The 26,313-nt window shown below is 68.5% G+C and carries 18 protein-coding genes; 9 read left to right on the forward strand and 9 right to left on the reverse strand.

Annotated elements, in window-relative coordinates; all coding sequences use genetic code 11:
• Window positions 1–18: 18 nt before the first annotated feature.
• Entirely contained in the window at window positions 19–2,073 is a 2,055-nt protein-coding gene (locus EPN98_RS09645) for a TonB-dependent receptor (protein WP_293362475.1), read from the reverse strand.
• A 63-nt stretch (window positions 2,074–2,136) separates the two neighbouring features.
• Window positions 2,137–2,472 (reverse strand): DUF2946 family protein, encoded by a 336-nt coding sequence (locus tag EPN98_RS09650; RefSeq protein ID WP_293362476.1) that lies wholly within the window; start codon window positions 2,470–2,472, stop codon window positions 2,137–2,139.
• A 127-nt stretch (window positions 2,473–2,599) separates the two neighbouring features.
• On the opposite strand from EPN98_RS09650, the gene EPN98_RS09655 reads away from it, so the two are divergent.
• A complete protein-coding gene (locus EPN98_RS09655) occupies window positions 2,600–4,381 on the forward strand; it encodes a cation:proton antiporter (RefSeq protein WP_293362477.1) in 1,782 nt (593 codons plus the stop codon).
• A 563-nt stretch (window positions 4,382–4,944) separates the two neighbouring features.
• Complete coding sequence (locus tag EPN98_RS09660; protein WP_293362478.1) at window positions 4,945–6,144, forward strand: outer membrane beta-barrel protein; 1,200 nt, start codon at window positions 4,945–4,947, stop codon at window positions 6,142–6,144.
• An 81-nt stretch (window positions 6,145–6,225) separates the two neighbouring features.
• Here EPN98_RS09660 and EPN98_RS09665 read toward each other — a convergent pair whose 3' ends face one another.
• Window positions 6,226–6,696, reverse strand: coding sequence for a winged helix-turn-helix transcriptional regulator (locus tag EPN98_RS09665; RefSeq protein ID WP_293362479.1), 471 nt, complete (start codon window positions 6,694–6,696; stop codon window positions 6,226–6,228).
• A gap of 103 nt (window positions 6,697–6,799) precedes the next feature.
• Here EPN98_RS09665 and putA point away from each other — a divergent pair, with 103 nt between their 5' ends.
• A complete protein-coding gene (gene putA / locus EPN98_RS09670) occupies window positions 6,800–9,895 on the forward strand; it encodes a bifunctional proline dehydrogenase/L-glutamate gamma-semialdehyde dehydrogenase PutA (protein ID WP_293362480.1) in 3,096 nt (1,031 codons plus the stop codon).
• Between the two features lie 43 nt (window positions 9,896–9,938).
• On the opposite strand, the gene EPN98_RS09675 is transcribed toward putA, so the two are convergent.
• Entirely contained in the window at window positions 9,939–10,826 is an 888-nt protein-coding gene (locus EPN98_RS09675; RefSeq protein WP_293362481.1) for an HWE histidine kinase domain-containing protein, read from the reverse strand.
• Window positions 10,827–11,204: 378 nt separating this feature from the next.
• Between EPN98_RS09675 and EPN98_RS09680 the strand changes: the two genes are divergently transcribed.
• The 4 genes from EPN98_RS09680 to EPN98_RS09695 all read left to right on the forward strand — a co-directional run bounded on the left by EPN98_RS09680 (window position 11,205) and on the right by EPN98_RS09695 (window position 16,656).
• Complete coding sequence (locus EPN98_RS09680; RefSeq protein WP_293362482.1) at window positions 11,205–12,983, forward strand: SLC13 family permease; 1,779 nt, start codon at window positions 11,205–11,207, stop codon at window positions 12,981–12,983.
• A gap of 226 nt (window positions 12,984–13,209) precedes the next feature.
• Window positions 13,210–15,069, forward strand: a complete 1,860-nt coding sequence (locus EPN98_RS09685) for a ribonucleoside-diphosphate reductase subunit alpha (protein ID WP_293362483.1) — start codon at window positions 13,210–13,212, stop codon at window positions 15,067–15,069.
• Window positions 15,070–15,208: 139 nt separating this feature from the next.
• Entirely contained in the window at window positions 15,209–15,886 is a 678-nt protein-coding gene (locus EPN98_RS09690; protein ID WP_293362484.1) for a lipid A-modifier LpxR family protein, read from the forward strand.
• Window positions 15,887–15,978: 92 nt separating this feature from the next.
• A complete protein-coding gene (locus EPN98_RS09695; RefSeq protein ID WP_293362485.1) occupies window positions 15,979–16,656 on the forward strand; it encodes a DNRLRE domain-containing protein in 678 nt (225 codons plus the stop codon).
• On the opposite strand, the gene EPN98_RS09700 is transcribed toward EPN98_RS09695, so the two are convergent.
• Complete coding sequence (locus tag EPN98_RS09700) at window positions 16,653–17,315, reverse strand: glutathione S-transferase family protein (protein ID WP_293362486.1); 663 nt, start codon at window positions 17,313–17,315, stop codon at window positions 16,653–16,655. The two genes, EPN98_RS09695 and EPN98_RS09700, sit on opposite strands and share 4 nt — an antisense overlap.
• Window positions 17,316–17,445: 130 nt before the next feature.
• On the opposite strand from EPN98_RS09700, the gene EPN98_RS09705 reads away from it, so the two are divergent.
• Window positions 17,446–18,495, forward strand: a complete 1,050-nt coding sequence (locus tag EPN98_RS09705) for a ribonucleotide-diphosphate reductase subunit beta (protein WP_293362487.1) — start codon at window positions 17,446–17,448, stop codon at window positions 18,493–18,495.
• Window positions 18,496–18,590: 95 nt separating this feature from the next.
• On the opposite strand, the gene EPN98_RS09710 is transcribed toward EPN98_RS09705, so the two are convergent.
• From EPN98_RS09710 to EPN98_RS09725, 4 genes are all read right to left on the reverse strand, one after another.
• Entirely contained in the window at window positions 18,591–20,471 is a 1,881-nt protein-coding gene (locus tag EPN98_RS09710) for a hypothetical protein (protein ID WP_293362488.1), read from the reverse strand.
• A 1-nt stretch (window position 20,472) separates the two neighbouring features.
• Window positions 20,473–22,401 (reverse strand): hypothetical protein, encoded by a 1,929-nt coding sequence (locus EPN98_RS09715; protein WP_293362489.1) that lies wholly within the window; start codon window positions 22,399–22,401, stop codon window positions 20,473–20,475.
• A 446-nt stretch (window positions 22,402–22,847) separates the two neighbouring features.
• Window positions 22,848–23,387, reverse strand: a complete 540-nt coding sequence (locus tag EPN98_RS09720) for a DUF805 domain-containing protein (RefSeq protein WP_293362490.1) — start codon at window positions 23,385–23,387, stop codon at window positions 22,848–22,850.
• Between the two features lie 38 nt (window positions 23,388–23,425).
• Window positions 23,426–25,108 (reverse strand): hypothetical protein, encoded by a 1,683-nt coding sequence (locus EPN98_RS09725; protein WP_293362491.1) that lies wholly within the window; start codon window positions 25,106–25,108, stop codon window positions 23,426–23,428.
• Window positions 25,109–25,350: 242 nt separating this feature from the next.
• On the opposite strand from EPN98_RS09725, the gene EPN98_RS09730 reads away from it, so the two are divergent.
• Window positions 25,351–26,289 (forward strand): hypothetical protein, encoded by a 939-nt coding sequence (locus EPN98_RS09730; RefSeq protein ID WP_366558472.1) that lies wholly within the window; start codon window positions 25,351–25,353, stop codon window positions 26,287–26,289.
• Window positions 26,290–26,313: the final 24 nt, after the last annotated feature.

The raw sequence follows: 26,313 nt of genomic DNA on the forward strand, positions 1-26,313 counted from the left end.
GCGCGCCGGCCGTTTGGGTCAGAAGTCGAGGGTGATGCCGCCGAACACCGAGCGGCCGTCGCCGGGCCAGTAGGCGGCGCTGGCCGCCTTCGCCGCGATCTGGGCCTGGACGTTGGAGATGTAGTCCTTGTCGCCCAGGTTCCGGACGTCGAGGAACAGGCTGATCCGCTCGTTGACGGCATAGCCGGCGCCCACGTTCCAGACGGCATAGGAGGGCGCCTGGGTGGTGTTCCTGTAGTCGACCCAGATGTCCGACGCCGACCACTCCACCGACGGGGCGATGAACCAGCCGGCCGGGTGCTGGTAGCGCAGCTCGGCGCGGTAGAAGTGCTTGGGCGCGATCGGCAGGCGGTTGTCGCCGTATTGCACATCGTCTCGGAAGCGGAAGTCCGAGTAGGTGTAGGTCTGGCGCAGGCGCAGGCCTTTGGCGATCTCCCAGTCCAGCGCCGCTTCGATGCCCTGGTGGACCGTCTCGTCGGCGTTGAAGGTCGAGGCCGGGATCCCTGGCGCGACGGTGAACTGCAGCAGCTCCTTGTCGAGCCAGGCGCGGTAGACCGTGACGTCCCAGGTCAGCGGCCCGCGACGGCCCCGGGCGCCGAACTCGGCGGTCCAGGCCTCCTGCGGCTTCACCGGCGCGAAGCCGGTCCCGGTCGGTGAGAGCGACCCATGGTTCGGCGGTTCCACCGATCGGGTCACGTTGCCGAACACCTGCGTGCCGGTTTTGTCCTCCCAGAGGACCCCGATCCGCGGCGCGAACCACTCGTAGTCCTTGGACGCCTTAAGGTCGAAGGTCGAGGCCACGCCGGGGACCCGGTACTGCTGATAGTCGCGCTCGGCCCGGCCCCAGGTTCCGCCCGTCACGAGGGCCAGCTGCTCTGTGACGAACACCCGGCCTTCGGCGAAGACGTCCACGGCGTCCGCGTTCTGGCGGGTGCGCGACGTCGGCGCGCCCCGGGCGCCCTTCACATTGACGTAGAAGTTGGAGTCCAGGTCGCCCGAGCGGAGCCAAAGGCCGGCATAGGCGTCGGCCCGCTTTCCACCGATCTCGCCGTCCCAGTCCAGACGTCCAAAGGCGCCGTAGTTTCGGCTCTCCTGGTCGATGACCTGGAAGATCGGATGGTCGAGATCCTTCCAGACGCCGTAGACCGCGCCTTCGAACACGGTCGACTCGTTCAGCCGCCAGGTGGTCCGCAGCGAGGTGCGCACGCCGCGCGAATTGCGGCCCTGGTCGTTGGCGTAGTTGCCGGGCGCGGGTTGTCGGGCATCGGCGTCGAACTGGGTCCGGGTGAGCGCGCCCGGGATCTCCTGGTTGATGTTTGAGCCGTTGATCACCAGCCGGACCTCGCGGTCCTCGCCGAAGCTGCGGCCGATGTTGAGCGCGCCGAACTGGATGTTCTGCTGGCTCTGGGACCGCCAGCCCTGGCCCCGCTGGTTGGTGGCCGCGACGTAGACGTCCCAGTCGCCGAACACGCGGGCCGCCGCCAGATGCTCGCGGTGCAGACCGAAGCTGCCGCCGTCGATGCGGACGCGGTTGTCGAACCCGGCGTTGCGGCCGTTCGGCGTGACCATGTTGATGGCGCCGCCCAGCAGTGCGCCGCCGAACCTCAGGGCGTTGCCGCCCCGATAGACTTCGGTGAAGCGCGTGTTCAGGGGATCGGCGATCTGGCTGTCGCCGAAGCCGTCGGCCTCGTTCAGAGGCACGCCGTCCTGGGCGATCAGAAGTCCGCGGTTGTGGTTGGCGTTGCCGAGCCCCGACCCGCGGATCGAGATGCGGATGTCGCCGCCCCACTTCTTCTGGGCGTAGCCGCCCGGCGCGTCGCGCAGGACGTCGTCGAGGCCGACGGCGAAGCGGCTCCGGTAGCTTTCCTGAGAGATGACCGAAACGGCGCCAGGGGTTTCCGACAGCCGCTTGCGCGCATCCTGGACCACGGGCGGGTCCTCCGGATTGCGTGCGCCCGTGACGATGACGCTGTCGACGGTGTTGGGCGCGGCCTCGTCGGCCAGCGCGAGAGCGGGCCAGGCGCACGCGCCCAGCAGCAGCGCGCGACCGAGCGCGCGGGTAGAGAGAGACATGGATTTCTGGCTTTCCGAACGTGATGAGACGGGCGCGCGAGGGCTCGCGCGCCGACGGATCGATCAGGCGTTCGGAAGCGGTGGACCCTGGCCGGGCGGCCGCGGGGGCGCCCGGGCCTGCGGAACGAGGCCGCGGGGTGTGGGCGCGATCGGGGCGTGGCCTTCCACATAGGCGACCCGCGCGACGAGGGCGGGGGGTGGGGCCTCCGCGGCGGGCGCCGGGCAGACGCAGTGCTTGCAGCTGTGATCTACCGCGGGCGGGGCCGAATCGCTGGGTGCGGTCTGCAGTCCCATGGTGGTGCAGATGACGCCGCCGCCATCGGGCATCGGCCCTGCGGCCGCGAATGCCGGCATGAGCGTCTGAACCAGCAGCGTGAACACCGCCACCAGGGCGATCATCGCCCGGCGCTCGGCTCTCGCATGTCTGGTCGACGACGCTCCCACGGGCGCGGTCCTAAACCCGTCGCGGGATTCCGCAAGAGGCCGCCGTGATGCATAGTGCCGGCACAGTCAAATCGGAGACCTGATGGAAGGCCACGTTCAGCCCGGCGCGTACAAGGATGTCGTTCTCTTCCTCGCCACGGCAGGTGTGGTCGTCCCGATTTTCCGCCAATGGCGGATCAGTCCGATCCTTGGCTTCCTGGGCGCCGGCGTGGTGCTGGGGCCCTACGGCCTGGGCAGCCTGGCGCACGAGGTGCAGTGGCTGGGCGCCTTCACGATCGAAAATCCGGACGAGCTGGCGCAGCTGGCCGAGTTCGGTGTCGTCTTCCTGCTGTTCGCCATCGGGCTGGAGCTGTCTTGGGAGCGCCTGCGCAGCCTGCGTCGCTACGTGTTCGGGCTGGGCGCGCTGCAGGTGCTGCTGTGCCTGACGGCCACCGCGCTCGCGGCCTACGCGGTGGGCCAGCCGCCGGGCGCGGCCATCGCCATCGGCGCGGCGCTGGCGCTCTCGTCGACGGCGATCGTCATGCCGATTCTGGCCGAACAGAAGCGCCAGCACTCCATGGCCGGCCGCGCCACGTTCTCGGTGCTGCTGTTCCAGGACCTGGCCGTCGCCCCGATCCTGATCACGCTGACGCTGATGGGCCGGCGCTCGGACGAGCCCTGGTCGCCCACCATGCTCTGGTCGCTGTTGCCGGCGGTGCTGGGGATGGCGGCGCTGTTCCTGTTCGGGCGCATCCTGCTGCGGCCCATGCTGCGCTCGGTGGCGCGCGCCAAGAGCGAGGAGTTGTTCGTCGCCGCCTGTCTGCTGGTGGTCATCGGCGCGGGGATGGTGAGCGCCCTGACCGGCCTGTCCATGGCCCTGGGCGCCTTCGTCGCGGGCCTGCTGCTGGCCGAAACCGAGTTCCGCCACGAGGTCCAGACCCGGGTCGAGCCGTTCAAGGGCCTCCTTCTGGGGCTGTTCTTCATTTCGGTGGGGATCGGACTGAACGTGCCGCTGCTGCTGGAGCGGCCCCTGGTGATCCTCGGCTCGGCGGTCGGGCTGGTGACACTCAACATCGCGATCGTCTTCGGCCTCGCGCGGCTGTTCCGGCTAAAGAGCCGCAGCGCGATCGAGGCGGCGCTGCTGCTGGCCGGGGCCGGCGAGTTCGCCTTCGTGATCCTGGGACAGGCGATGGACCAGGGCATCGTCGACCGCACGAGCGGCCAGACGGCGCTGGTGGCGGCGACGCTGTCGATGTTCTCGATCCCGTTCCTGGCGCAGCTCAGCCTGCGCCTTGGCGGCCGCAAGGTGACGCCTGCCGAGCTGCCGCAGGAGGCCGAAGGCGAGCGGCCAGCAGAGCCGCGGGTGCTGGTGGTGGGTTATGGGCGGGTCGGTCGACTGGTGGGCGACATGCTCAAGCGGCATGAGCTGGCCTGGGTGGCGGCCGAACTCGATCCCCGGCTGGTGGAACAGGGCCGCCGCGCCGGAGAACAGATCTACTTCGGCGACGCGGCTCGGGCCGAGTTCCTGATGCGATGCGGCCTGGCCGATGCGCCGGCGCTGGTGGTCACCATGGATGATCCGGAAGGCGTGGAGGCCATCGTGGCCGTGGCGCGGGAACTGCGACCGGACCTCACCATTGTGGCCCGCGCGCGCGACGCGCGCCACGCGCAGAGACTCTACGACCTGGGCGCCACCGACGCCGTGCCCGAGACGGTCGAGGCCAGCCTGCAACTCTCCGAGGCCGTCCTGGTGGAGATCGGCGTGCCCATGGGCCTGGTGATCGCCTCGATCCACGAGCGACGCGACGAATTCCGCAAGGCGCTGAACCGGCCCGAGTCCCTGGGCGGCCGCTCCCGCCGATTCCAGCGGGAACGGGAAGAGTGACCTCGGGGTTCTGCACCGGGCCCAAGTGCGTCCAACCGGCGCCGGAAACACGGCGATCGAAAAAATTCATCGGGGGTTCATGGCGGCGGAACCAAGCGTGACTTGTGTCCGTTTGCATGCGGACGCCGGACGAACGCTGGCGCTCGGGGATTTTCTTATGGCGGTTTCGGCAAGGATGAAGGAGGCGGCGTCGCGTACGAATCTTCGACGCGAGGCTCCTGCGACCAAGCCGCCGCTTTACAAACAAACCCAAGGACTTCGGTCAGAACTCGACGTACGGATTGACCTGTACGCCGCAGCATCATCGAGGTCTAAGGGGCGAAGCGTGACCGCGAAGCGGTCTGTCTCGCCGCACGGATGCTCGACACCGCGTTGCGCATCCCTGCAAATCCGGTCAATTGCGGGCGACTTGTCGCCCCGCGTCCTGGTAGAGCTTGGAGAGGCTCGCCAGAAAAGCGTCCGGGGTGTGGCCGTAGCGACACTTTCGCAACGGTTGGTCCCTGTTATAACGGCGGCTGGGTCAAACGGCCGCACCACCTGAGGGCAACGAGAGGGCTCTGATTATGAAGTTTAAACTCCTGGCTGGGGCTGCGATGGCAGCGGCCTGCGCCGCGACCGCCGCCTCCGCGCAAGAAGGCTGGTACGGCGCCGTCGATCTTGGCTACCACTGGCCGGTCGAGTTCGACACGACGTCGTCGAACAACGCCGCGAATGGCCAGCCCTACGCCTGGGAAATCAATCAGGAAGATGACTGGGCCGGCTTCGCCCGTCTCGGCTATCAACTGAACGATCACTGGCGCGTCGAACTGGAAGTCGGCTACCGCGGTGGCGACGTCGAGTCGATCCGCGGGATCAACAACCAGGCGGTTGTCGGCCTCTGCACCCCCGGCGTGACCCGCACCGCGGCCGCCCCGGCCTGCGGCGGCCCCGACGGCGACGTGACGTCGTGGACCGTGATGGGCAACATCATCTACGACATCCTGCCCGGTTCGGTGCTCAACCCGTTCATCGGCGGCGGCATCGGCGCCAACCACGTGAAGGTGGATGCGGTCGGCCAGTTCTCGAACATCCCGGGCGCCATTTCGGCGACCAACCCGGCGATCCAGAACCTGACGATCGACGACAGCGACACGGCGTTCGCCTACCAGCTGATCGCCGGTCTGGCCTGGAAGGCCACCGAGCAGCTGAGCGTCGACCTGACCTACCGCTACCTCGGTGGTTCGGACGTGGACTTCACGTCGGTGGGCACCAGCAACCTGCAGCCGGGCGTGTTCTCGGGCGAGTATCGCGACCAGTCGGTGACGCTGGGCCTGCGCTACCTGTTCGCCGCTCCGGAAGCGCCGCCGCCGCCGCCCCCGCCGCCCCCGCCTCCGCCCCCGCCGCCTCCCCCGCCGCCGCCGCCGCCTCCGCCGCCGCCGCCGGCCTACGAGGCCAAGCAGTTCATCGTTTACTTCCCGTTTGATCAGTACGTGATCACGCCGGAAGCCCAGGCGGTGATCAACGACGCGGCCAACTACGCCAAGGGCGGCAACGCCACCCGCGTCGTGGTCGTCGGCCACACGGACAGCTCGGGTTCGCCCGCCTACAACGTTCGTCTCTCGGAACGCCGTGCGAAGGCCGTGGCCGACGCGCTGGTCGGTTCGGGCGTCAACCAGACGGCCCTGTCGGTCGACTGGAAGGGCGAAACCCAACTCGCGGTCGCCACCGGCGACGGCGTGAAGGAACCGCTGAACCGCCGCTCGACGATCGACATCAACTTCTAAGTCGATCCACAGCGTTGAAGATTGGAGCCCGGCCGAGAGGCCGGGCTCTTTTCGTTTCCCCGCGAGGAATGGAGCGCGCGCTCAGATTGGGAGCTGGGTCGTCGACTTCACTTCCTCGAGCACCGCATAGGTCCGTGTCTCCCGCACGCCGGGGATCCGGACCAGAACGTCCTCCAGGAACTTCCGCCACGCGGCCAGATCGCGCACCCGGCTCTTGATCAGATAGTCGAAGCCGCCCGCCACCATGTGGCACTCCAGGACATCCGGCGCGCGGCGCGCGGCGGCGGCGAACGTCTCGAACACCTCGGGTGTCGTGCGGTCCAGCACCACCTCCACGAAGATGAGCACCCCGCGTTCGACCATCTGGGGGTCGACGAGGGCGGCGAAGCCCATGATGTAGCCGCTCTCCCGCAGGCGCCGGACGCGGTCGGAACAGGCCGACGGCGACAGGTTGCATCGCTCCGCCAGATCGGCGTTCGATATCCGCCCATCGGCCTGCAGCATCCGGAGTAGACGGCGATCGGTGTCGTCCAGGCGTAGAGCATTCGGCATTCTTCGTCCTCAGGCGCGATCGTTCGGCGAACTCGCAAATCTAACGTAGCACATTCGGAGAAGTGTAGATTACTCCGGACGCGCTCAAACGAGAGGCTCACAGATGGCGTTCGATCACCTGGACGACGGCAAGTTCACCGACGAACGTACGGCGCTGGCCGCGGCCCTGGCGGCCCGTCCGTTGAGCCAGCAGGATCGTGAAGCCGTGCAGACCGAGGCCGAGGCGCTGGTGCGCGCGGCGCGCAAGACCGCCAATCGCCAGGGCGTGGTCGAGAGTTTCCTCCAGGAATTCAGCCTGTCGACCCGCGAGGGCCTGGCGCTGATGTGCCTGGCCGAAGCCTTGTTGCGTACGCCGGACGAGCAAACGCGGGACAAGCTGATCGCCGAGAAGATCGCCTCGGCCGACTGGGCCAGCCACGCCGGGAAGTCGGACTCCGTGCTGGTCAACGCCTCGACCTGGAGCCTGATGCTCACCGGCAAGCTGATTGATCCCGATGACGCGGCGCGCGCCGACCTGCCCGGATTCATCAAGAAGCTGGCTGGCCGGCTAGGCGAACCGGTGATCCGTCGCGCCGTTGGCGCCGCCGTGCGCATCATGGGCGAGCAGTTCGTGCTGGGCGCCACCATCGAGAAGGCGATCCGCCGCGCCAAGGGCGACAACTTCGTTTGCTCGTTCGACATGCTGGGCGAAGGCGCCCGCACCGACGCCGACGCCGACCGCTACGAGAAGGCGTATGCCGACGCCATCCTCGTGGTCGGCCGCCACGCCGCCGACCAGGGGCCCGAGCGGGGGCACGGCGTCTCGGTAAAACTGTCGGCGCTGTCGCCGCGCTACGAAGCGCGCCAGTCGCAGCGGGTGTTCACGGATCTCTATCCGCGTATCAAGCGGCTCGCCGAGCTGGCGGCCGGGGTGAACATCAACCTCACGCTCGACGCCGAGGAAGCCGACCGGCTGGCGATCTCGCTGGAGATCCTGGACTGGCTGGCCCGCGAGCCCGCCCTCGGCGCCTGGCGCGGCCTTGGGCTGGCTGTTCAGGCCTACCAGAAGCGCGCGCCGCAGACGATCGAGGCGGTGGCCAACATCGCCCGCGCCAGCGGCCGTCGGCTGATGGTGCGCCTGGTCAAGGGCGCCTACTGGGACTCGGAGATCAAGCGCGCCCAGGTGGCGGGCCTCGAGGGCTATCCCGTCTACACGACCAAGGCCGCGACCGACGTCAGCTACCTGGTCTGCGCCCGCGCCCTGCTGGGGGCCGCGCCGCACCTCTACGGCCAGTTCGCCACCCACAACGCCCATACCCTGGCGGCGGTGCGCCTGATGGCCAGCCAGATGGGTCTCTCGCCCGAGTTCCAACGGCTGCACGGCATGGGCGAGGCGCTCTATGCCGCCGCCCACGAACGCTACGGCGACTTCCCCTTGCGGGTCTACGCGCCCGTCGGCAGCCACGAGGACCTGCTGCCCTATCTGGTTCGCCGCCTGCTGGAGAACGGCGCCAACACCTCCTTCGTCCACGCGTTGCTCGACGAGAAGACTCCCGTGGACAAGGTGGTCGTCGACCCGATCGCCGTGGTCGAGGCCGCGGGCGCCGGCCCGCACCCGCGCATCCCGCTGCCCCGCGACCTCTACGGCCCCAGCCGCCGCAACTCCGGGGGCCTGGACCTGTCCATCGCCGACGTCCGCGAGACCCTGGTCGAAGCAGTGAAGCGCGAAGCCGCCGCCTCGCACTGGGCCGGTCCGGTCGGCGCGGGCCTGTCGGCGGTCGAGCTGCCCACCGACGCGGTGGTCCGCAATCCGGCCAACGGCGATCCGGTGGGCGAGGTGGTGTTCGCCCGGCCCGAGCACATCGACGTCGCCTTCGCCGCCGCCCGCAAGGCGCAGCCGGCCTGGGACCTGCGGGGCGGCGAGGGCCGCGCCAAGGTGCTGCGCGCCATGGGCGACGCGCTCGAGACGCACCGCGAACGCCTGATCGCCATCTGCGTGCTGGAGGCCGGGAAGACCATGGCCGACGCCATCGCAGAGGTGCGCGAGGCGGCCGACTTCTGCCGCTACTACGCCCACCTTGCCGAGCGGCAGTTCGCGAGCCGGGAAACCCTGCGCGGGCCCGTGGGCGAGACCAACCAGCTCAGCCTGCACGGTCGCGGCGTGTTCGTCTGCATCAGCCCCTGGAACTTCCCGCTGGCGATCTTCACCGGTCAGATCGCCGCCGCCCTGGCCGCCGGCAACGGCGTCCTGGCCAAGCCGGCCGAGCAGACGCCGTTGATCGCGACCGAGGCGGTGAGGCTGTTCCACGCCGCGGGCGTGCCGGCCGACCTGCTGCACCTGCTGCCCGGCGACGGCGCGACGGTGGGCGCCGCGCTGACGGCGCACGCGGGCTGCGACGGCGTGGCCTTCACGGGCGGGACCGAGACGGCCTGGGCGATCAACCGCAGTCTCGCGGCGCGGAATGGCCCCATTGTTCCCTTTGTCGCCGAGACCGGCGGCCTCAACGCCATGTTCGTCGACACCACCGCGCTGCGCGAGCAGGTGATCGACGACGTGCTGACCTCGGGCTTCGGCTCGGCGGGCCAGCGCTGCTCGGCGCTGCGGATGCTGTTCGTGCCCGACGATACCGCCGACCTGCTCATCGACGGCCTGAAGGGCGCCATGCAGACGCTGGTGGTGGGCGACCCCGCCGACCCGCGCACGGACATCGGCCCGGTCATCGACGCCGAAGCCAAGGCGGCGCTGGACGCCCACCTCGCGCGCCTGGAGAGCGACGCCAAGGTGTTGGGCCGCCTGCCGACGCCCGAGGGCGGTCACTTCTTCGCGCCGACCCTCGCCGAGATCCCCGACGCCTCGTTCCTGGCCAAGGAGGTGTTTGGCCCCATCCTGCACGTGGTCCGCTATGATCCCGCCAAGCTCGACGAGGCCGCAGCCCCGCTGGTTGAGGCCCGCTACGGCCTGACGCTGGGTGTGCACAGCCGCATCGAAGCCTTCGCCGAAGATGTCCAACGCACGGTCCCGGCCGGCAACGCCTATGTGAACCGCTCGATGATCGGCGCGGTGGTGGGCGTCCAGCCCTTCGGCGGCGAAGGCCTGTCGGGTACGGGCCCCAAGGCCGGCGGCCCGCATGCGCTGCTGCGTTTCGCGGTCGAACGGGCCGTGTCCGTCAACATCGCGGCCCAGGGGGGTGACCCGGCGCTCCTCAACCTTGACGCCTGACCCGAACGTCCTCCCGAGGTGCGACCGACGCGGGCCGTCGCCCTCAGGCCGCCAGCCTGTCTTTTCGCATGCGCAGGGTGGCGACAAGACCCGTCTCCTGCCAGTCGTATGACAGGACGCCGCCCAGATCGTGCGCGATGCTGCGGGAGATCAACTTGCTGCCGAAGCCCAGCATGTCCGGAGGCCCCGAGATCGCCGGACCGCCGGTTTCGGCCCACACCACGGAGACATCGCTCCCGTCGGTGGTGCTGGAGACGTCGAGCACGCCGGCGCCGGTCGACAGGGCGCCGTGCTTCACCGAGTTGGTCGCCATTTCATGGATGACCAGCGCGAGGGTGGTGGCCGTCCGCTCTCCGACGCCCATCCGGGGAACCGCCACACGGATACGTCCGGCGAACGCGCCTGGATCGTCGTAGGGCGCGAGCAGCACGGAGAACAGGTCGCCCAGCAGCGCCGCCTTGCCTTCGTGACCGGGCAAAGGACGCACAAGGTCGTGCGCCCGTCCCAGCGCGGTCAGGCGTTGCGTGAGGGCCTCGGCCATTTCGGCGATCGAGTTCGTGGACTGTGATGTGATCCGCGTCAGCCCGGTGGCGATGGCGAGCAGGTTCTTGACTCGATGGCTCATCTCGCCAGCAAGCAGCTCGTGGCCTTCCTCCGCCTGCTTGCGCCCGGTGACATCCAGGAAAATGCCGAACATCACGCCATCGAGGATGCCTTCGTCCGCGCCCTGACCGCGCGCGGAGATCCAACGCACCTCGTCGCCCAGCAGGATGCGGAAGTCGATCTCGTAAGCGCCCGTCACGGAACGGGTCGCCGTGAAGGCGGCGCGGACGCGATCACGATCGGCGGGGTGGATATGGGCGGACAATTCTTCGAAGGCCACCTTGTCGGCCCAGGCCAGACCCCATAGGCCAAAGGCGCGCTCGTCCATCTTGAACCGGTCGGTCTCCACCTGCCACGACCACAGCGCGACGCTTGCCGCGTCGATCGCGAGGCGCAAGTGCTCAGGCCGCCAGACGGGTGAAGCCGCTCCCTGCGCAGACAGTTGTTTAACTCCTCAGGGAACCGGCGCGCATCCGCGCCATCCCACTTGGGCACATCCGCCGCATTTGGGCCATGGGCCATCGCGGGGCCGCGCCGCTGACGGGACGCCCCCGCGGCGCGCGTTGCGGACGATCTTCGGTCCTGCAAATCGGCGATCAGAGTCTTGCCTATCCTCGCCGGCCGAGCGTCCGAACTTTCTCCCGCGGCGCCACCTCCGGCCCAGCTTGGCGTTTAGCTCCTTCGAGCCGGTGACGGGCGAGGGACAATGACGCTGCAGCAAGCCCTGGCCTTTGGCCTGATGGGCGTGACCATCATCGGCTTCATCTGGGGCCGGTGGCGCTATGACGTGATCGCCGTCATGGCGCTGCTTGTCGGTGTCACCCTGAACATCGTACCGGCCAAGTCGGCTTTCGACGGCTTCAAGAACGACATCACGGTGATCATCGCATGCGCGCTCGTGGTCAGCGCCGCGTTCGCCAAGTCGGGGGTGGTCGAACTCGTTCTGCGACCGCTGCTCCCGCACCTGAAGGGCGCCACGTCCCAGGTGTTGCTGTTCGCCGGCGCGGTGACCGTGCTGTCGATGGTCACAAAGAACGTCGGCGCCCTGGCGATCATGATGCCCATCGCGCTGTCGGTGGCGAAGCGGACCGGCACGCCGCCATCGCGGCTCCTGATGCCGATGTCGTTCGGGGCGCTGCTCGGCGGCACGGTCACCCTCGTCGGCACCTCACCCAACATCATCGTGAGCCAGGTGCGCGAGGAAATCCTGGGCAAGCCGTTCGAGATGTACGACTACGCGCCCGTCGGCCTGGGGGTTACGGCGGTCGGACTTGTGTTCCTGGCGCTGGCGTTCCGTCTGCTGCCGGCCCAGCGGCCGACGCCCGAGACGATGGACGCGGCCCTGGCCGCCAATCCCTATATGACCGAGGTGCAGGTGCCGGAGACCTGGGACCCTGGCGCCACGACCATAGGCAAGCTGGACCGGCTTGCCGGCGGCGACGTCACCGTTCTGGCGCTGCTCCGCGACGGCCAGCGCAGGGCCGCGCCGCACGCCAACACCCGGCTCAAGCCCGGCGACATCCTGCTGCTGGAGGGCGACCACGCCGAATTGGACGCCCTGATCACGCGGCTGAGACTGAAGCTAACCCGCTCGGACCGGCCCATCGCCATGGAGGCCCCGACCGAGGAGGTCCGGGTCGTCGAGGCGGTGCTGGGCGCCGAGTCGATACTGATCGGTCAGTCGGCGCGCCAGGCCGACCTGCACGGCGCCTACGGTGTGAACCTGCTGGCTGTCAGCCGCGCCGGATATCGGATGACCACCGAGCTCAACACGGTTCGGCTGCGCAGCGGCGATGTGGTGGTGCTCCAGGGCGCCGAGCGTGCGCTGCCCGGCGTGCTGAAGACCCTGGGCCTGCTGCCATTGGCCGAGCGGGCGGTGCGACTGGGCGGGATCCGCCATGCCCTGGCGCCGGCGGCGATCCTGGCCGGGGCCATGATCCTGGTGGCCCTGAAGGTGTCTCCGGTGGCGATCGCGTTCTTCGGCGCCGCAGCGCTGATGGTGGCGGTGGGCGCCATCCGCATGCGCGAAGCCTACGCGGCCCTGGACGGGCCGTTGCTGGTTCTGATCGCCTGCCTGATCCCTGTTTCGGACGCGATCCGGGCGACCGGAGGATCGGAGCTGATCGCCCAGACGATGGCCGATCTGTTCCGCGGACAGTCGCCCGTCCTGGCGCTGGCGGCCGTCATGGCCGTCGCGATGGCGGCCACACCGTTCCTGAACAACGCCGCGACGGTGCTGATCGTGGCGCCCATCGGGGCCAGCCTGGCCCAGCTACTGGGCTTGCGGCCCGATCCGTTCCTGATGGCGGTTGCGATGGGCGCCGCCTGCGACTTCCTCACGCCCATTGGGCATCAGTGCAACACGCTGGTCATGGCCCCGGGCGGCTATCGGTTCATCGACTATCCGCGCCTCGGCGCGCCGCTCTCTCTCATCGTCCTGGTGGTGGGAACATCGCTGATCGCGATGGTTTGGCCATTGACCTAGTGGGTGTTCACAGTTCCGTGAGTCCGCGTTTCGCGTAACGGATTCCGCCGAGAGCGAGGGGGTGCGCGTTAACGTCTCATTAGCGAAAAAGTCTGTGTGCGGCGGGGTCCGCCTCATTGACGAGTCGACGGTGTCAGTGCCCCATATGTGGACTGGTTCGGGGGTAGAACCACTATATGTAGGGCGGAGGGCCGTAGAGCCTTCCTTCGAGGGGCTTAGGCGGGACATGAGTGAAGCGGCCAAGGTTGGGATTGCCGAGACTTCTGAACGGGTTGCAGCCCGAGCGGATCGACCGCAGCTGCAGCTGGTCCGAAAGGTCGAAGTCGACCGTTCGCGCGACGCGCTGCTGACCGACTTCGGAAAGACCACGCTGGAGGATCGCTACCTCCTCCCAGGCGAGAGCTACCAGGACATGTTCGCCCGGGTCGCGACGGCCTACGCCGACGACGCCGACCACGCCCAGCGCATCTACGACTACATCTCCCAGCTCTGGTTCATGCCGGCCACGCCGGTGCTGTCGAATGGCGGCGCAGGCCGGGGCCTGCCCATTTCCTGCTTCCTCAACGCCGTGCCGGATTCGCTGGAAGGCATCCAGAGCGTCTGGAACGAGAACGTGGCGCTGGCCTCGAACGGCGGTGGCATCGGCACCTATTGGGGCGGCGTCCGCTCGATCGGCGAGAAGGTGAAGGGCGCGGGCCAGACCAGCGGCATTATCCCCTTCATCCGCGTGATGGACTCGCTGACTCTCGCGATCAGCCAGGGCTCGCTGCGCCGCGGTTCGGCGGCGGTCTATCTCGACATCCACCATCCCGAGATCGAGGAGTTCCTCGAGATCCGGAAGCCGTCGGGCGACTTCAACCGCAAGTCCCTGAACCTCCACCACGGCATCAACATCACCGACGAGTTCATGGAGGCGGTCCGCGACGGCGCCATGTTCGGCCTGCGCAGCCCGAAGAACAACGAGGTGCTCCGTGAGGTCGACGCGCGTTCGCTCTGGCAGAAGATCCTCGAGATCCGCCTGCAGACCGGCGAGCCCTACCTGATCTTCTCAGACACCGTGAACCGCGCCATGCCGCAGCACCAGCGCGAGCTGGGCCTGTCGGTGCGCCAGTCGAACCTCTGCAGCGAGATCATGCTGCACACCGGCAAGGACCATCAGGGCCTGGAGCGGACTGCGGTCTGCTGCCTGAGCTCGGTCAACGCCGAGACCTTCCTGGAGTGGCGCGACCATCCGACGTTCATCGAGGACGTCATGCGCTTCCTCGACAATGTGCTGGAAGACTTCATCACGCGCGCGCCGCCCGAGATGAAGCACGCCGTCTACGCAGCCCGTAGGGAACGGTCCGTCGGGCTCGGCCTGATGGGCTTCCACTCGTTCCTCCAGAGCCAGAACGTGCCGTTCGAGAGCGCGATGGCGAAGAGCTGGAACATGCGCCTCTTCAAGACGCTGCGACGCCAGTGCGACGCCGCCTCGCGCAAGCTGGCCGCCGAGCGTGGTCCGTGCCCGGACGCCGCCGAGCGTGGCGTGATGGAGCGCTTCAGCCACAAGCTGGCGATCGCCCCGACCGCCTCGATCTCGATCATCTGCGGCGGCACCAGCGCCGGCATCGAGCCGATCCCGGCCAACGTCTACACGCACAAGACCCTGTCGGGCACGTTCGCCGTGAAGAACCCCTTCCTCGAGAAGGTGCTCGATGCGGCCGGCCAGAACACCTCGGCCACCTGGGACTCCATTCTCCAGAACGAAGGTTCGGTCCAGCATCTGGACTTCCTGAGCCAGGACGACAAGGACGTTTTCAAAACAGCCTTTGAGATCGACCAGCGCTGGGTGGTAGAATTGGCCGCTGACCGGACGCCCGATATCTGTCAATCCCAGTCAGTCAACTTGTTCCTACCAGGGGACGTTGAGAAATGGGATCTGCATATGCTGCATTGGACGGCTTGGGAGCGTGGTTGTAAGTCTCTGTATTACTTGCGCTCCAAGTCGGTGCAGCGGGCGGCGCATGCCGGGGGCGACGAGGCGGCTGTGGTCGAGATACAGGCCCAGGGCCCGACCGACTACGAAGAGTGCCTGGCCTGCCAGTAGGCAAGGCTGCGGCGCCCGGTCGCGGGGCGGTTAACGACGCCGCAATTCGCGTGGCGCGATTATCGGCTTGTGGCCCGCTCCAATCGTGGAAGTGTGGGTACGGGACCCCGCCGCGCGGGTGGGGGATCGGGAGATGTGCATGCGTCGGGTGGCCTGCGCCGCCATCGCGCTGACGATCGCCGCCGGGGCCGCGGGCCAGGCGAGCGCCCAGACCCTTGTTCCCGACATCACGGCGGATCTTCTCAACCGCGCCGCCTTCACGGTCCGGGTCGAGACGGACCGGGACGTGCGCACGCCCGCCTGGCTTTCCGACGACCGCATCGACGTGACCCTGGTGCGCAACTGGCCGGGCGCCCTCAGCTTCCGGTCCGAGAGCGGGCTGGAGTTCGACGTCGCCCCGCACGCCGGCCTGGGGGTCGGAAGCCGCGGCGGCCAGGCCGAAGGCGGCGCCATGCTGACGGTGTCGAAGTCGCGCGAGCAGCAGGCGATGGACCGGCTGCGCGACATGGGGGTCGAGGACGGCGCCCGCCTGGGCGACGCGGGCCGCTGGTACCTGTTCGCCGCCGCCAGCGGCCGGGCCGTGGGCCTCAACATGCTGAGGGGCGAGAACGGCTGGGACCGCGGCGGCTGGACCACCGACCCCACCGGCGCCCTCGTCGGCGACGTCCAGGTGGGCGTCGGCTGGCGCAAGGGCGACACTCAGAGCTCGTTCGGCGTCATCCACCGCGAGGTGAAGGGCCGGCACATGGCCTTCGGCCAGCGCACCCGAGACGACACCGTCGCCGCCTTCACGTTCAGCTTCCGTCCGCAGAAGTAGTGCGCCGAAATGTTCGCGCGGCACGCGAACACGGTTGATCCACAACCCCGTCGCGGTCATCGTCCGTCCCAGTTGTTCGGGGAGCTTTGACCATGGGCCTGTTCCGCAAATTCGCCTTCGCCGCCGCCATCGCCGCGCTGTCGTTTGTTACCGGCTCGGCCTTGGCTGCGCCGGTCGTGCTCAATGCCAGCGCCACGGCCGCCGTCGCGGCAAACTCGGCGGACAGCACTTGCGCCAACGGGGACTGCAATGGTGGCTTCCTGACGGTCAATTACTCCGACGCCGCCTTCAACTATGGGCTGATCCAATTCGACCTGACAGGCGTGTCGGGCGCTTACGACCACGCCATCATCGCGCTGGAACACCGCTTCAATCAGCAGGAGGCGACGTTCGGCCTCTTCCAGGTGCTGGAAGCATGGGATCCGAACACCGTGACCTACAACACCCGCCCGCTTCTGGCGGCCGCACCGGTCGATACGATCTATCTGCACCCGCTGAACACGGGGCCGGACATTCACTACGCCGAGATCACGAGCCTCGCGAACGCGTGGCTGTCCGGTGCGGCCGACAACTATGGCTTGGCCCTGATGCGTATCGACGGCGACAACCCGTTCATCTACTGGTCGGCGGTCGGTGACCACGCGCCGCGCCTGTTCCTCGATCAGGAGCGGGGCCTGGTGCCTGAGCCTGGGACCTGGGCGCTGATGATCCTGGGCTTCGGGGCAGCCGGCGCGGGCCTGCGCCGCGCGCGCAGCGTCCGCTTCGTCTAAAGCCGGTCCCAGCCCGCGTCGAACGGATACCGCTGCGGCCAGAACGCCGCGAGGCGCGGGTCGGCGTCGACGCGGCGCGCCACTTCGCCCAGCCGTGGGGCGACATCGTAGAACCGCTGGCGGCGCGGGCGGAAACGGCTGACCACCGTCACATAGAGGTCGAGCACGGTCATCGCCTCGCCCAGGATGTAGCGGCCCGGCGCGGTCCCGGCCTCCATGACGCCCCAGCATTCGGCGATGCGGTCGTTCAGGCGCTGCTCGACGACGGCCGCCTGCGCCGGGTCCGACACCAGCCGCATCGGATCGTCCTTCAGCCAGTAGTGGGCGTAGATCGCGGAGCTGACGAAGCCCATCCAGCGCAGGAAGGCCGAGCGGCGCGGATCGTCGGCGGCGGGCGCGAGGCCGACCTCGGGGTGCAATTCCCCCAGCCGCACCAGGATCGCGGCGCTCTCGGTCATCACCTCCCCGGACGGGAAGACCAGCGCGGGCACCTGGCGCAGGGGGTTCGCGGGCAGGACCGCGTCGCCGGCCGCCGCCTGGTGAGGATCGTAGGTGGGCGCCTCGACCAGCTCATAGGGCTGGCCCATCAGCGTCAGCGCCGCCTCGACGGCCACCCCGCCCGAGCCTACGGCGGAATACAAGATGTAGCGGTCAGTCATCCTTGGTCCACAATCTGTAGCAAGATTATCCACCGCCTGCGACGAAACTGCGGCTGCACGCGGCGCGGAACAGGCTTACCTTTGTCTTAACGGGAGAGGGGCTCCTGATTCGACGACGAGGGTGGGTTCGATGGCGTCTTCCAACATCCAGCAGCTTCCGGGCCTGCTGACCCCGTCCTACGCTTACAAGCCGTTCCGCTACCCGTGGGCCTACGACTTCTGGAAGAAGCAGCAGCAGGTCCACTGGATGCCCGAAGAGGTGCCGCTGGGCGAGGACCTGAAGGACTGGGCGGTGAACCTCACCGACCGCGAGCGCAACCTGCTCACCCAGATCTTCCGCTTCTTCACCCAGTCGGACGTCGAGGTGAACGACAACTACATGGAGCGCTACAGCCGCGTCTTCAAACCGACGGAAGTGAAGATGATGCTGGCGTCGTTCTCCAACATGGAGACGATCCATATCGCCGCCTACGCGCTGCTGCTCGAGACGATCGGCATGCCGGACAGCGAGTTCACCGCGTTCCTCGACTACAAGGAACTGCGCGACAAGCACGACTACATGCAGCAGTTCGGCGTCGAAACGAACGCCGATATCGCCAGAACGCTGGCCATGTTCGGCGGATTCACCGAGGGCCTGCAGCTGTTCGCCAGCTTCGCCATGCTGATGAACTTCCCGCGCCACAACAAGATGAAGGGCATGGGCCAGATCGTCAGCTGGTCGGTCCGCGACGAGAGCCTGCACTGCGAAGGCATCATCAAGCTGTACCACGCCTTCAACAAGGAGACGGGCTGCGTCACCAAGGCGGTGGCGGACGATATCGTCGATTGTTGCAAGACCGTCGTCGGTCTGGAGGACAAGTTCATCGATCTGGCGTTCTCCGCCGGCGAAGTGACGGGCATGACGCCCGAGGACATCAAGCGCTACATCCGCTTCATCGCCGACTGGCGCCTGAAGCAGTTGCAGCTGCCCGAAGTCTACGGCGTGAAGGAAAACCCGCTCCCCTGGCTGCAGAGCATGCTGAGCGGCGTGGAACACGCGAACTTCTTCGAGGCGCGCAGCACGGAATACTCCAAGGCCGCGACGAAGGGTCAGTGGCACGGCGGGGATGGGGTGTGGGCCTCGTTCGACGCGATGCAGGCGAAGCGGGCAGAGGCGGGGGCGCAGCTGCCGGCGGAGTGAGGGGGAGGGGGCGCTCCTGACTCGTTGCGGACCCTCGTCATGTCCGCTTGCGGGGGGCTTGGAGCCAAGGACCGCTTCCGCCCCTGAGCGGACGTCTAGATCGTCCGCTCTCGGGAGAGAGCAGCCAGTTCGGCCCGTTCGGCCGGTGTCAGGTCCATGGCCGCCGCAGCGCGCCGCTTCGCCCGGGCCTCGTCGGCCTTGCCCAGTTTCGCCAGCGCCTCGCCCCACTTCAGGTGCAGCCTCCCCCATCGAGGGGCGAGTTTGGCGGCGGCTGCGAACTTGGCTGCGGCGCCCCGGGCGTCCCCCTTCGCCAGCAGCGCCTCGCCTTCGCCCTCGACCGGGTCGGCCCAGCGCGGGCCGCGGCCGACGGCGACGCGGAACGCGTCCGCCGCGCCGTCGGGGTCGCCGCGGGCCAGCCGGGCGCGGCCCCAGGCCTCGGCGGCGAACGGCGACAGCGGCGCCATCCGCACCGCCTCGCCGTACCAGTGGTCGGCCTCGGCGCGCCGGCCCAGGGCCGCAGCGACGGCGCCGCGGGCCTGCACGCAGGGTTCGCAGTCCAGCGGCGTTGCGGCGACCAGAGCCGCCGCTTCACCGGTTCGGCCCAGGCGCGTCAGCGCCTCCGCCCGCCGCGCCGTTGCTCGGTGGTTTACGAAGCCCGGTGCGTTCTGGGTCCTGGCGGCCACGTAGGCGTCCCATTCCGCCAGCGCCATCGACGAGTCCCCGGCCGCCTCGGCGACACGCGCCGCAGGGCCGCGGCGCCTCAGGATATCGGCGGCGGACAGGGGCTCGAAGCGGTTGAGCTCTCGCCGCGCCCCGGTGATCTCATGCAGAGCGGCGAGCTGGGTTGCGGCGATGTTCTCACGGAATCCCGCCCGCGGGGTCGCGAAGCCGCCTCGGAAGAGGGCAAGCGCCCCCGCATAGTCGCCAACGTCCTCTGCGACAAAGCCACCAACGATTTTGACCTGCTCCCGCCGCCGACGCTCGCTGAGGTTGTCGTAGAGCCGCTCTTTGAGCGCGTGCAGGTCGTCGCGGTCGAGTCGCATGGCGGCGTCGGTTCGGCCCAGCTGTTCCTCGATGCTCGCCAAGTTCTGCCGGGCCATCCGGGTTGGGAAGACGTCGAGCGACCTCTGGAAAGCTTCCCTGGCCCCCAGTGTGTCTTTCGCGAACAGCGACACGCCCAGGCCCGTGTAGCCGTAGGCCCGCGTGCGGACGTCGCGTGATTGGGAGCGGCCTCGGGCGAAGCGCGCTAGGTCATCGTGCCGCCCCTTGCTGTCGAGGAAGACGCCATAGGCGTTCGGTTGGTCCCGCTCGTAGATGGCCTCGGCGACCGCCTGCACCATCGCCGACAGCTCGTCGGCGCGGCCGACGACCGGCGGCAGCGGCGTCGCCTCCGAGCGGGCCGTCAGACGTAGCCGCCCGTCGTCCAGCAGCGCTACCTCGCCGGCGATCCTGTGCTCATGGCCCAGCTGGGTGCGCAGCCACGCCTGTAGCTGGTCGAGGGAGATCCCGGTCTGCGGGATCTGCACCGAGAAGGCGGGCTTCCAGTCGCTGGAGACCTGCCGCGAATCCTCCGAGGCGCCGCGGGTGAAGGGCTCTATAAGGGCGAGCTGGTCGATCAGCTGGGCGGCTACGGCCTCGCCGGTCATGCCCCGCGCCGCGAGGCTGGGCGGGGTGGAGAACGGTGCGACCACCAGCCCGTCCGCCCGGCTGGCCTGCCACGCCATCGACGCCAGCAAGCCCGCCGCGGTGAGACCTGCGGCCCCCGTCAGCACCTTCAGCGCGAACCCGGCCCGCTCGCTGGCGATCTGCCAGCCGATCAAAGCACTCTGCTTGCTTAGAAGCTCGTGCGCGACGCCTTCCGGCGCAACGCCCTTGGCCTCGGCCTCCATGGCCATTTCGATAGGATCGGGTGTGGTCGGCGCGGGCCCGGCTCTCACCCGTGTCCGTCTTGGCGTGTTGCCCGGTGCGCGCGCCATCTCAGACCCCATGCGCCTTCAACGCGGCCCGGTCGGCCGGAGACAGGTCCATCGTCGCGGCGGCGCGCCATTTCACGCGGGCCTCGTTGGTTTTGCCTAGCTTGGCCAGCGCCTCGCCCCACTTCAGGTGCAGGCGGCCCCAGCGGGGAGCGAGCTTGGCCGCGGCGTCGAACTTGCGAACCGCGGCTCGGGTGTCGCCCTGCGCCAGCAGAGCCTCGCCCCACAGTTCGAGGGGATCGGCGTACCGCGGCCCATTCTCGGCGGCGGACTTCAACTTTATGATTGCGGCTCTGGTGTCTCCCCGCGCGAGCAGGGATTCGGCCCACTCTGTGTCGGTGAGCGGCAGTTGTGGACCCAGAACGGCCGCCTTGGCGTACCATCTGTCCGCAGCGGTCCAGTTCCTGGCTGCTGCCTCGACCTCCGCCCGGGCGCGCAGGCATGGGCCGCAGTCCAGCGGCGTCTCTGCCGCGACCGCACGGGCCTCCTCGACCCGACCAACCCGGGCCATGGCGATGGCGCGCAGCGGCCCTGTGACCCGCTCCGCTTCAGACGCGGCCAAGGCGCGGTAGTAGGCGACCTGCGAACGGGGCGGCTGGCCGGGACCCGCTGACGCCGCCAGCCAGTCGGCCCTGGCTGTCGCATGAGCATCCAGCGCGACAGCCAGGGCCGGCCAATCGCGCATTGCGTTGGCACGGAAGACGGCGACGATAGCCGCCGCGACAGGTACGATGGAGCCGTCGTCCTGGCCGCTGCTGGCCCATCTTGCCGCATTCAGCCCATCATGCCCGCGTGCGGCAGCCAGGGCGCGGGGGGCCAGATCCGCGAGCGGGACATCCAGGACCGCCGCATAGTCGCCACGCAGTGTCGCCATAAGCTGCACTGACTCGGCGCGCATCTGCTGGAGGCCGCTACCGCTATAGCGCCGGGGCTGGTCCCGATCGCGAAGCGCCAGCGTCGCCTGCGCCGTCTCGAACGCTGCGCCTTCCTGGCCTAGCCGGCTATATGTCCGGGCCAGAGTGAGGTGCGCGGTCATCAGGGTTGGATTGGTCCGCACGGTTTCCTGAATCCGCCGCAGTCGCACGTACGGATCAGGCTCATCAGCGGCCCAGAAGGTGTGGGCGACGCCCGAATCTGTGTGGTCGCGTCCGATGGCGCGGGCATAAGCCCCAGCGTGCGCCAGCGCTTCGTCCGGACGGCCAGTAAGCCGAAGCGCCAATACCCATTGCAGGGGGTCAGCGATGGCGAAACTGCGTTCCGCAGCCTGGCCTATCAGCGCGTCGAGCTCGCTCGGCCGCCCCTCGAGCCGAACCGCCGGATGGCCCTCGACCCGCACCGTCAGGGTCACGAGCCCCGGCGTTTCCTCGCTGAGCGTGCCGGAGATCTCTTTCTGCCGTCCTAGCCAGACGGTCAGCAGGCGCTGTACCTCGCCAAGCGACACCCCGGTCTGCGGAATCTCGATACGGATCTCGTCGGTCGCACCGCGCAGGCTGGGCTGAGCAAAAAAGCCTTGGGCCGACTGCGCTCGGATGGCCACGATCTGGTCCGTGAACAGCTGGGCGAGCACCCGGCCGTCCAGTCCCCGCTGCGCGTAAGTGGGCGGCGCGCTGAAGGGCTGGACCACGATGCTTTCATCGCGCGAGGCGCTCCACGCCATCAGCGCAAGCCCCAGCACGGCCGTCAGACCGACCGCGATGGTCAGGATCCGAAGCGCGAACGCCGCCCGCTCGCTCGCGATCTGCCAGCCCGTGAGTGTGCTCTGCCTTGAAAGCAGCGTGCTCTGTTTGCGAAGAACCTCTTGAGCGACGCCCACAGGGGCCGCGCCGGAAGCCTCAGCCTCCATGGCGATTTCGATGGGGTCTGGTGTGGTCGGCGCAGGCCCGGCCCTTACCCGCCGCCGCCGAGGCGTGCCGTCGTCCGTCACGCCCGCCATCTTGTGTCACCACCCGTCACCACAGTGAAGGACCGGCAAAGGCAGGTCAAATCACCCGGTCGGACTTGATAGGGCGATAGGTCCCCCACCTCTCGGCCCAGGGGCCAACGGCCGCTCCTGGCGCAGAGTGGACGAGCGCATGGGGTCACGCTCCTCTCCTGGAGACAGGAAGGCTTCGATCTCATGGGCGGATTGGAGCCTGCCGGATCCGTTCGTCGCTGCGATCGGTCCCCCGGACCGATCGCTCGCGCTGGCGCGCGACCGCTCCTCACCTCAAGGACGAGCGCGCAGCGCTCGCCGCGGGGCGGCCGGCCGGAGGCCGGTGTCGGCGGACTGACCGGACCCGGCACGCAGGCTCGGGACCACGAGATAGATGCTTGAAGCGCCGCCGCCGATCCCCTGCGTTCGACGGTGAATGATTGGTGGGGGGAGCGGATAGGTCGAGCCTAAGGACTCGCGTCCGAGGTGGCGGCGGTGGCTGGTGATGGCCGCTCGGCCAGCGGGTCGGGTCCGAAGCGGTTGGGGCCCAGGGCGCCTCTCAGAAAAAAGGTCTCGGACATCCACCAGAACAGCAGCGCCATGTCGATGACCATGCCGACGATAAGGAGCGGCGGCATTGAGGGGGTCGTTGTCGGGAGGAAGCGTGTCGCGAGAAAGACCAGGGCGGCGTGGGGGCCCACGAAGAGCAGCAACCACCAAGCCGCCTTTCCGCGGTCGTGCAGGCGGCGCACCATGGCGCCGAGGAAGAAGGCGCCCATCACGAGACCGATCATGACGTTGAGGCCCCTTAGGACCAGCGCTGCAGGAGTGCCTGGCCTCGCAACGACCTCGGCGAGGCTGAGTGGGAGTAACAGTAGACCGAAGGCGTACATCAGTCCGATCGAGGCGAAGAGCATCCTGCGCGACGCGCGCCCGCGCCACAGGACGTTCGCGACCGCCAGGTCCCGGAGGCCGTTCAGCCTCGGCTGGATTGAGCTGTCAGCCATTGTGTCTTCCAAACCTGACGGCCGCGAGGCGTCCGGCCTCAGGCCGTGATCCACGCCCCCGTCAGCGACGACATGCTGACGCCGGCCAGGATCAACTGGGCGCCGGCGCCGCCGATGGTGATGACTGTGTCGACGCCCACCTGGGCGACGCTGTAGGTCGACCCGGCCAGCAGCTGGATCTGGTCGCCCTCACCCCGGTTGAAGTCGGTGATGCGGTCGACGCCGGCTTCGCTGTGGCTGTGGAAGATGTCGGCGCCGCCGCCGCCCGTCAGCGTGTCATTCTCGCGGTCGCCCGACAGGTAGTCGGCGCCTGCGCCGCCCTGCAGCACGTCCTCCCCCTGGCCGCCGCGGACGGTGTCCGCCCCGTCGCCGCCAAAGCAGGTGTCGGCGCCGAGGTTGCCGTAGACAAGGTCGTTTCCGGCGTCGCCCGTCAGGCTGTCGTTGTCCTTGCCGCCCACCACCCAGTCGTCGCCGACGCCGCCTGCGGCCGTGTCATTGCCCATGTTGCCGTTGATGTCGTCGAAGCCCGTTCCGCCCGTGATCGAGTCGTTGCCGTCGTCGCCGCGCAGGTAGTTTCGGCCAGGGCCGCCCTGGATCACGTCGCTGCCCGCGCCGCCCAACAGCGTGTTCCCCAGGCTGTTTCCGATGAGGAGATCCCCGCCGGCCGAGCCGAGGACGTTTTCGTACTCGCCGTAGAGCCACCGAAGGCTCTCCGGGGCGACGTCGTTCACGATCCGATTGGCGTCTGCAATGTTGGTGACGAGGCCGACCAGGTGTCGCGCCCCGGTGATGGTCGTGCCGAGATTGACGTAGGCGCCGTTGTATAGAGACAGATCAATGGTGTCGTTGCCGCCCTTGTCGAAGTAGCTGCGGTAGCCGACCGTGCCTGCCGTGATCGTATCGTTGCCTGTTCCGTGAGTTCCGACGCCCTCTCCATAGACGTCCTGCAAGGCAATGATGTCGATGATCATCGGGGTATAGGCGTTGATGAACGAGATATTGCTCTCGTCATCGTACGACATGATGGTGAAGTACTCCCGATTGAGGTCCTGAGGACTGTCGATGGAGAATCCCAGTCTGTTGAACCCCGCCGAGGCCAGCGCGCCGAAATCGGCGCTCAGAGGACCGTCCGGATCGCCGCCGAACGGGTGAGACATCCCGAGCGAATGCAGGATTTCGTGCATCAGCACCTGCCGGCTCTTGGTGAAGTCGGCGAAGGTGACGCCTTCGTCGGCGAACGCGGTCCCTGTAAAGTTGATGAATATGTCGCCGCGCGCTCCGAGATACCCGAAGCTGGAGTCGCCGTTCAGGGCGCTGACGCCCGACAGCCGATCTTCGGTGGCGCTCATCAAGGCGATGTTGATGTCGGAGGCCAGGCCGACTGCGGCAGGCGAGGCGATGAGCGGGTCTCCCGTGCCACCCGTGACGGAATCGTAGTCGGTCAGGGTCGAGTACTGGATTCCGGCGAAGGCGCCGATGACGCCGAACGTGTCGTAGATGCCGGCCTTGACCTCGGCCGGCCAAGGGATCTCGGGCGAGAGAGGATCGGTCGTCAGGTCGATGTCGTTCACCCGCCGGGCGTCGTAGTCCGCCACCGTGAACCCGTCGGAGACCGATATCCGGATGGGTCCGCTGAAGAAGAAGTTCGACAGGCCCGAGAAGTCGAAGTCGAACATCGCCCTTGAGAAGAGCGTGTTCGGCGCGAAGCTCACGTACGGCATGACGGCCCCCCAGCCATGATGGTGAGGTGATCGCCGGGTTCACGCCTCACTCGCCAACACGGGGGCGCAGCCGGAACTCCTCCACGCCGCGTTGTTTCCCCCAGCACAACTTGCGCAGACTGTTGCAAGCTTGGCAATCGGGCGCGGCCGCGGGCCGTGTTGCGCGCTGCAGGCCGGACGAGGCGGGGTCACGCTGGCCATCGCGGCCTTGATTGTTCCCTATGTGTTCTTGCATCCCCGCCATGTCCCTTCCTGACCGATACCGTCCCGGCCTGCGGGCAGAGCTGTTGGCGCGTCTCGCGGCGGGGGAGGCGTTGAAGCACATGTGCCGGGACGAGGGGTGGCCTTGTCCGGAGAGCGTGACGGGGTGGATGCGGGCCGATCCCGAGTTCGCGGCCGAGGTGCGGGCGGCGCGGAGTCGGGGCGAGTTTGCGCGGCGCGGGCTGGCGTTCAACGAGACAGTGGCGGCGGCGTTCCTGGCGCAGGCGCGGGCGGGGCGTCCGATCGAGGCGCTGCTGCGCGATCCGGCGATGCCGAGCCGGGCGGTGTTCAGGTCGTGGCTGGCGCAGTCGCCGGCGTTCGCCGAGGCGGTGGCGCAGGTGCGGGCGCAGCTGGCCGCGGCGGCGGCGAAGCGGCGGGGGCGGGCGTATCGCGAGTACGACGCCGCGATCGGCGAGCGGATCTATGTGCGGCTGTGGAAGGGCGAGGAGACGCTGAGGGAGATCCTGCGATCCGATCCGGCGTTCCCGTCGCTGTCGGTGTTGGCCAGGTGGCGGCGCGAGAACCCCGCGTTCGAGGCGATGCTGCAGGTGGCGATCGGCGGATGGCGGCGGCGGGGACGGAAACGACTGTTGCTGACCGAGGACCTGCAGGAGGCCATCCTGGCGGCGATCACGGGCGGGCATTCGCTGCGCAGCCTGAGCCGGCTGCCCGGGATGCCGTCGCAGGGGACCCTGTACAGCTGGTGTCGCGACCGGCCGCAGTTCGCACAGTTCGTGGCGTATGCGTGCGAGGACCGGGAGGACTACTACCTGGACCAGGCGGTGAAGATCGCGGCGGCGGCGGGCGTGTCTGACGATGCGGTTCGGGTCGCGCGCAAGGCGATCGCGCGGCTGAACGCCCAGCGGGTGCGGCTGCGCAAGCGGCCGGGATGGAAGCGGGCCGCGAAGGCCGGGTCGTGACCCGGACGGCTTCGCGGACGACGC

The organism is Phenylobacterium sp., from assembly GCF_004299445.1.
In the GTDB taxonomy this organism is placed as follows: domain Bacteria; phylum Pseudomonadota; class Alphaproteobacteria; order Caulobacterales; family Caulobacteraceae; genus Phenylobacterium.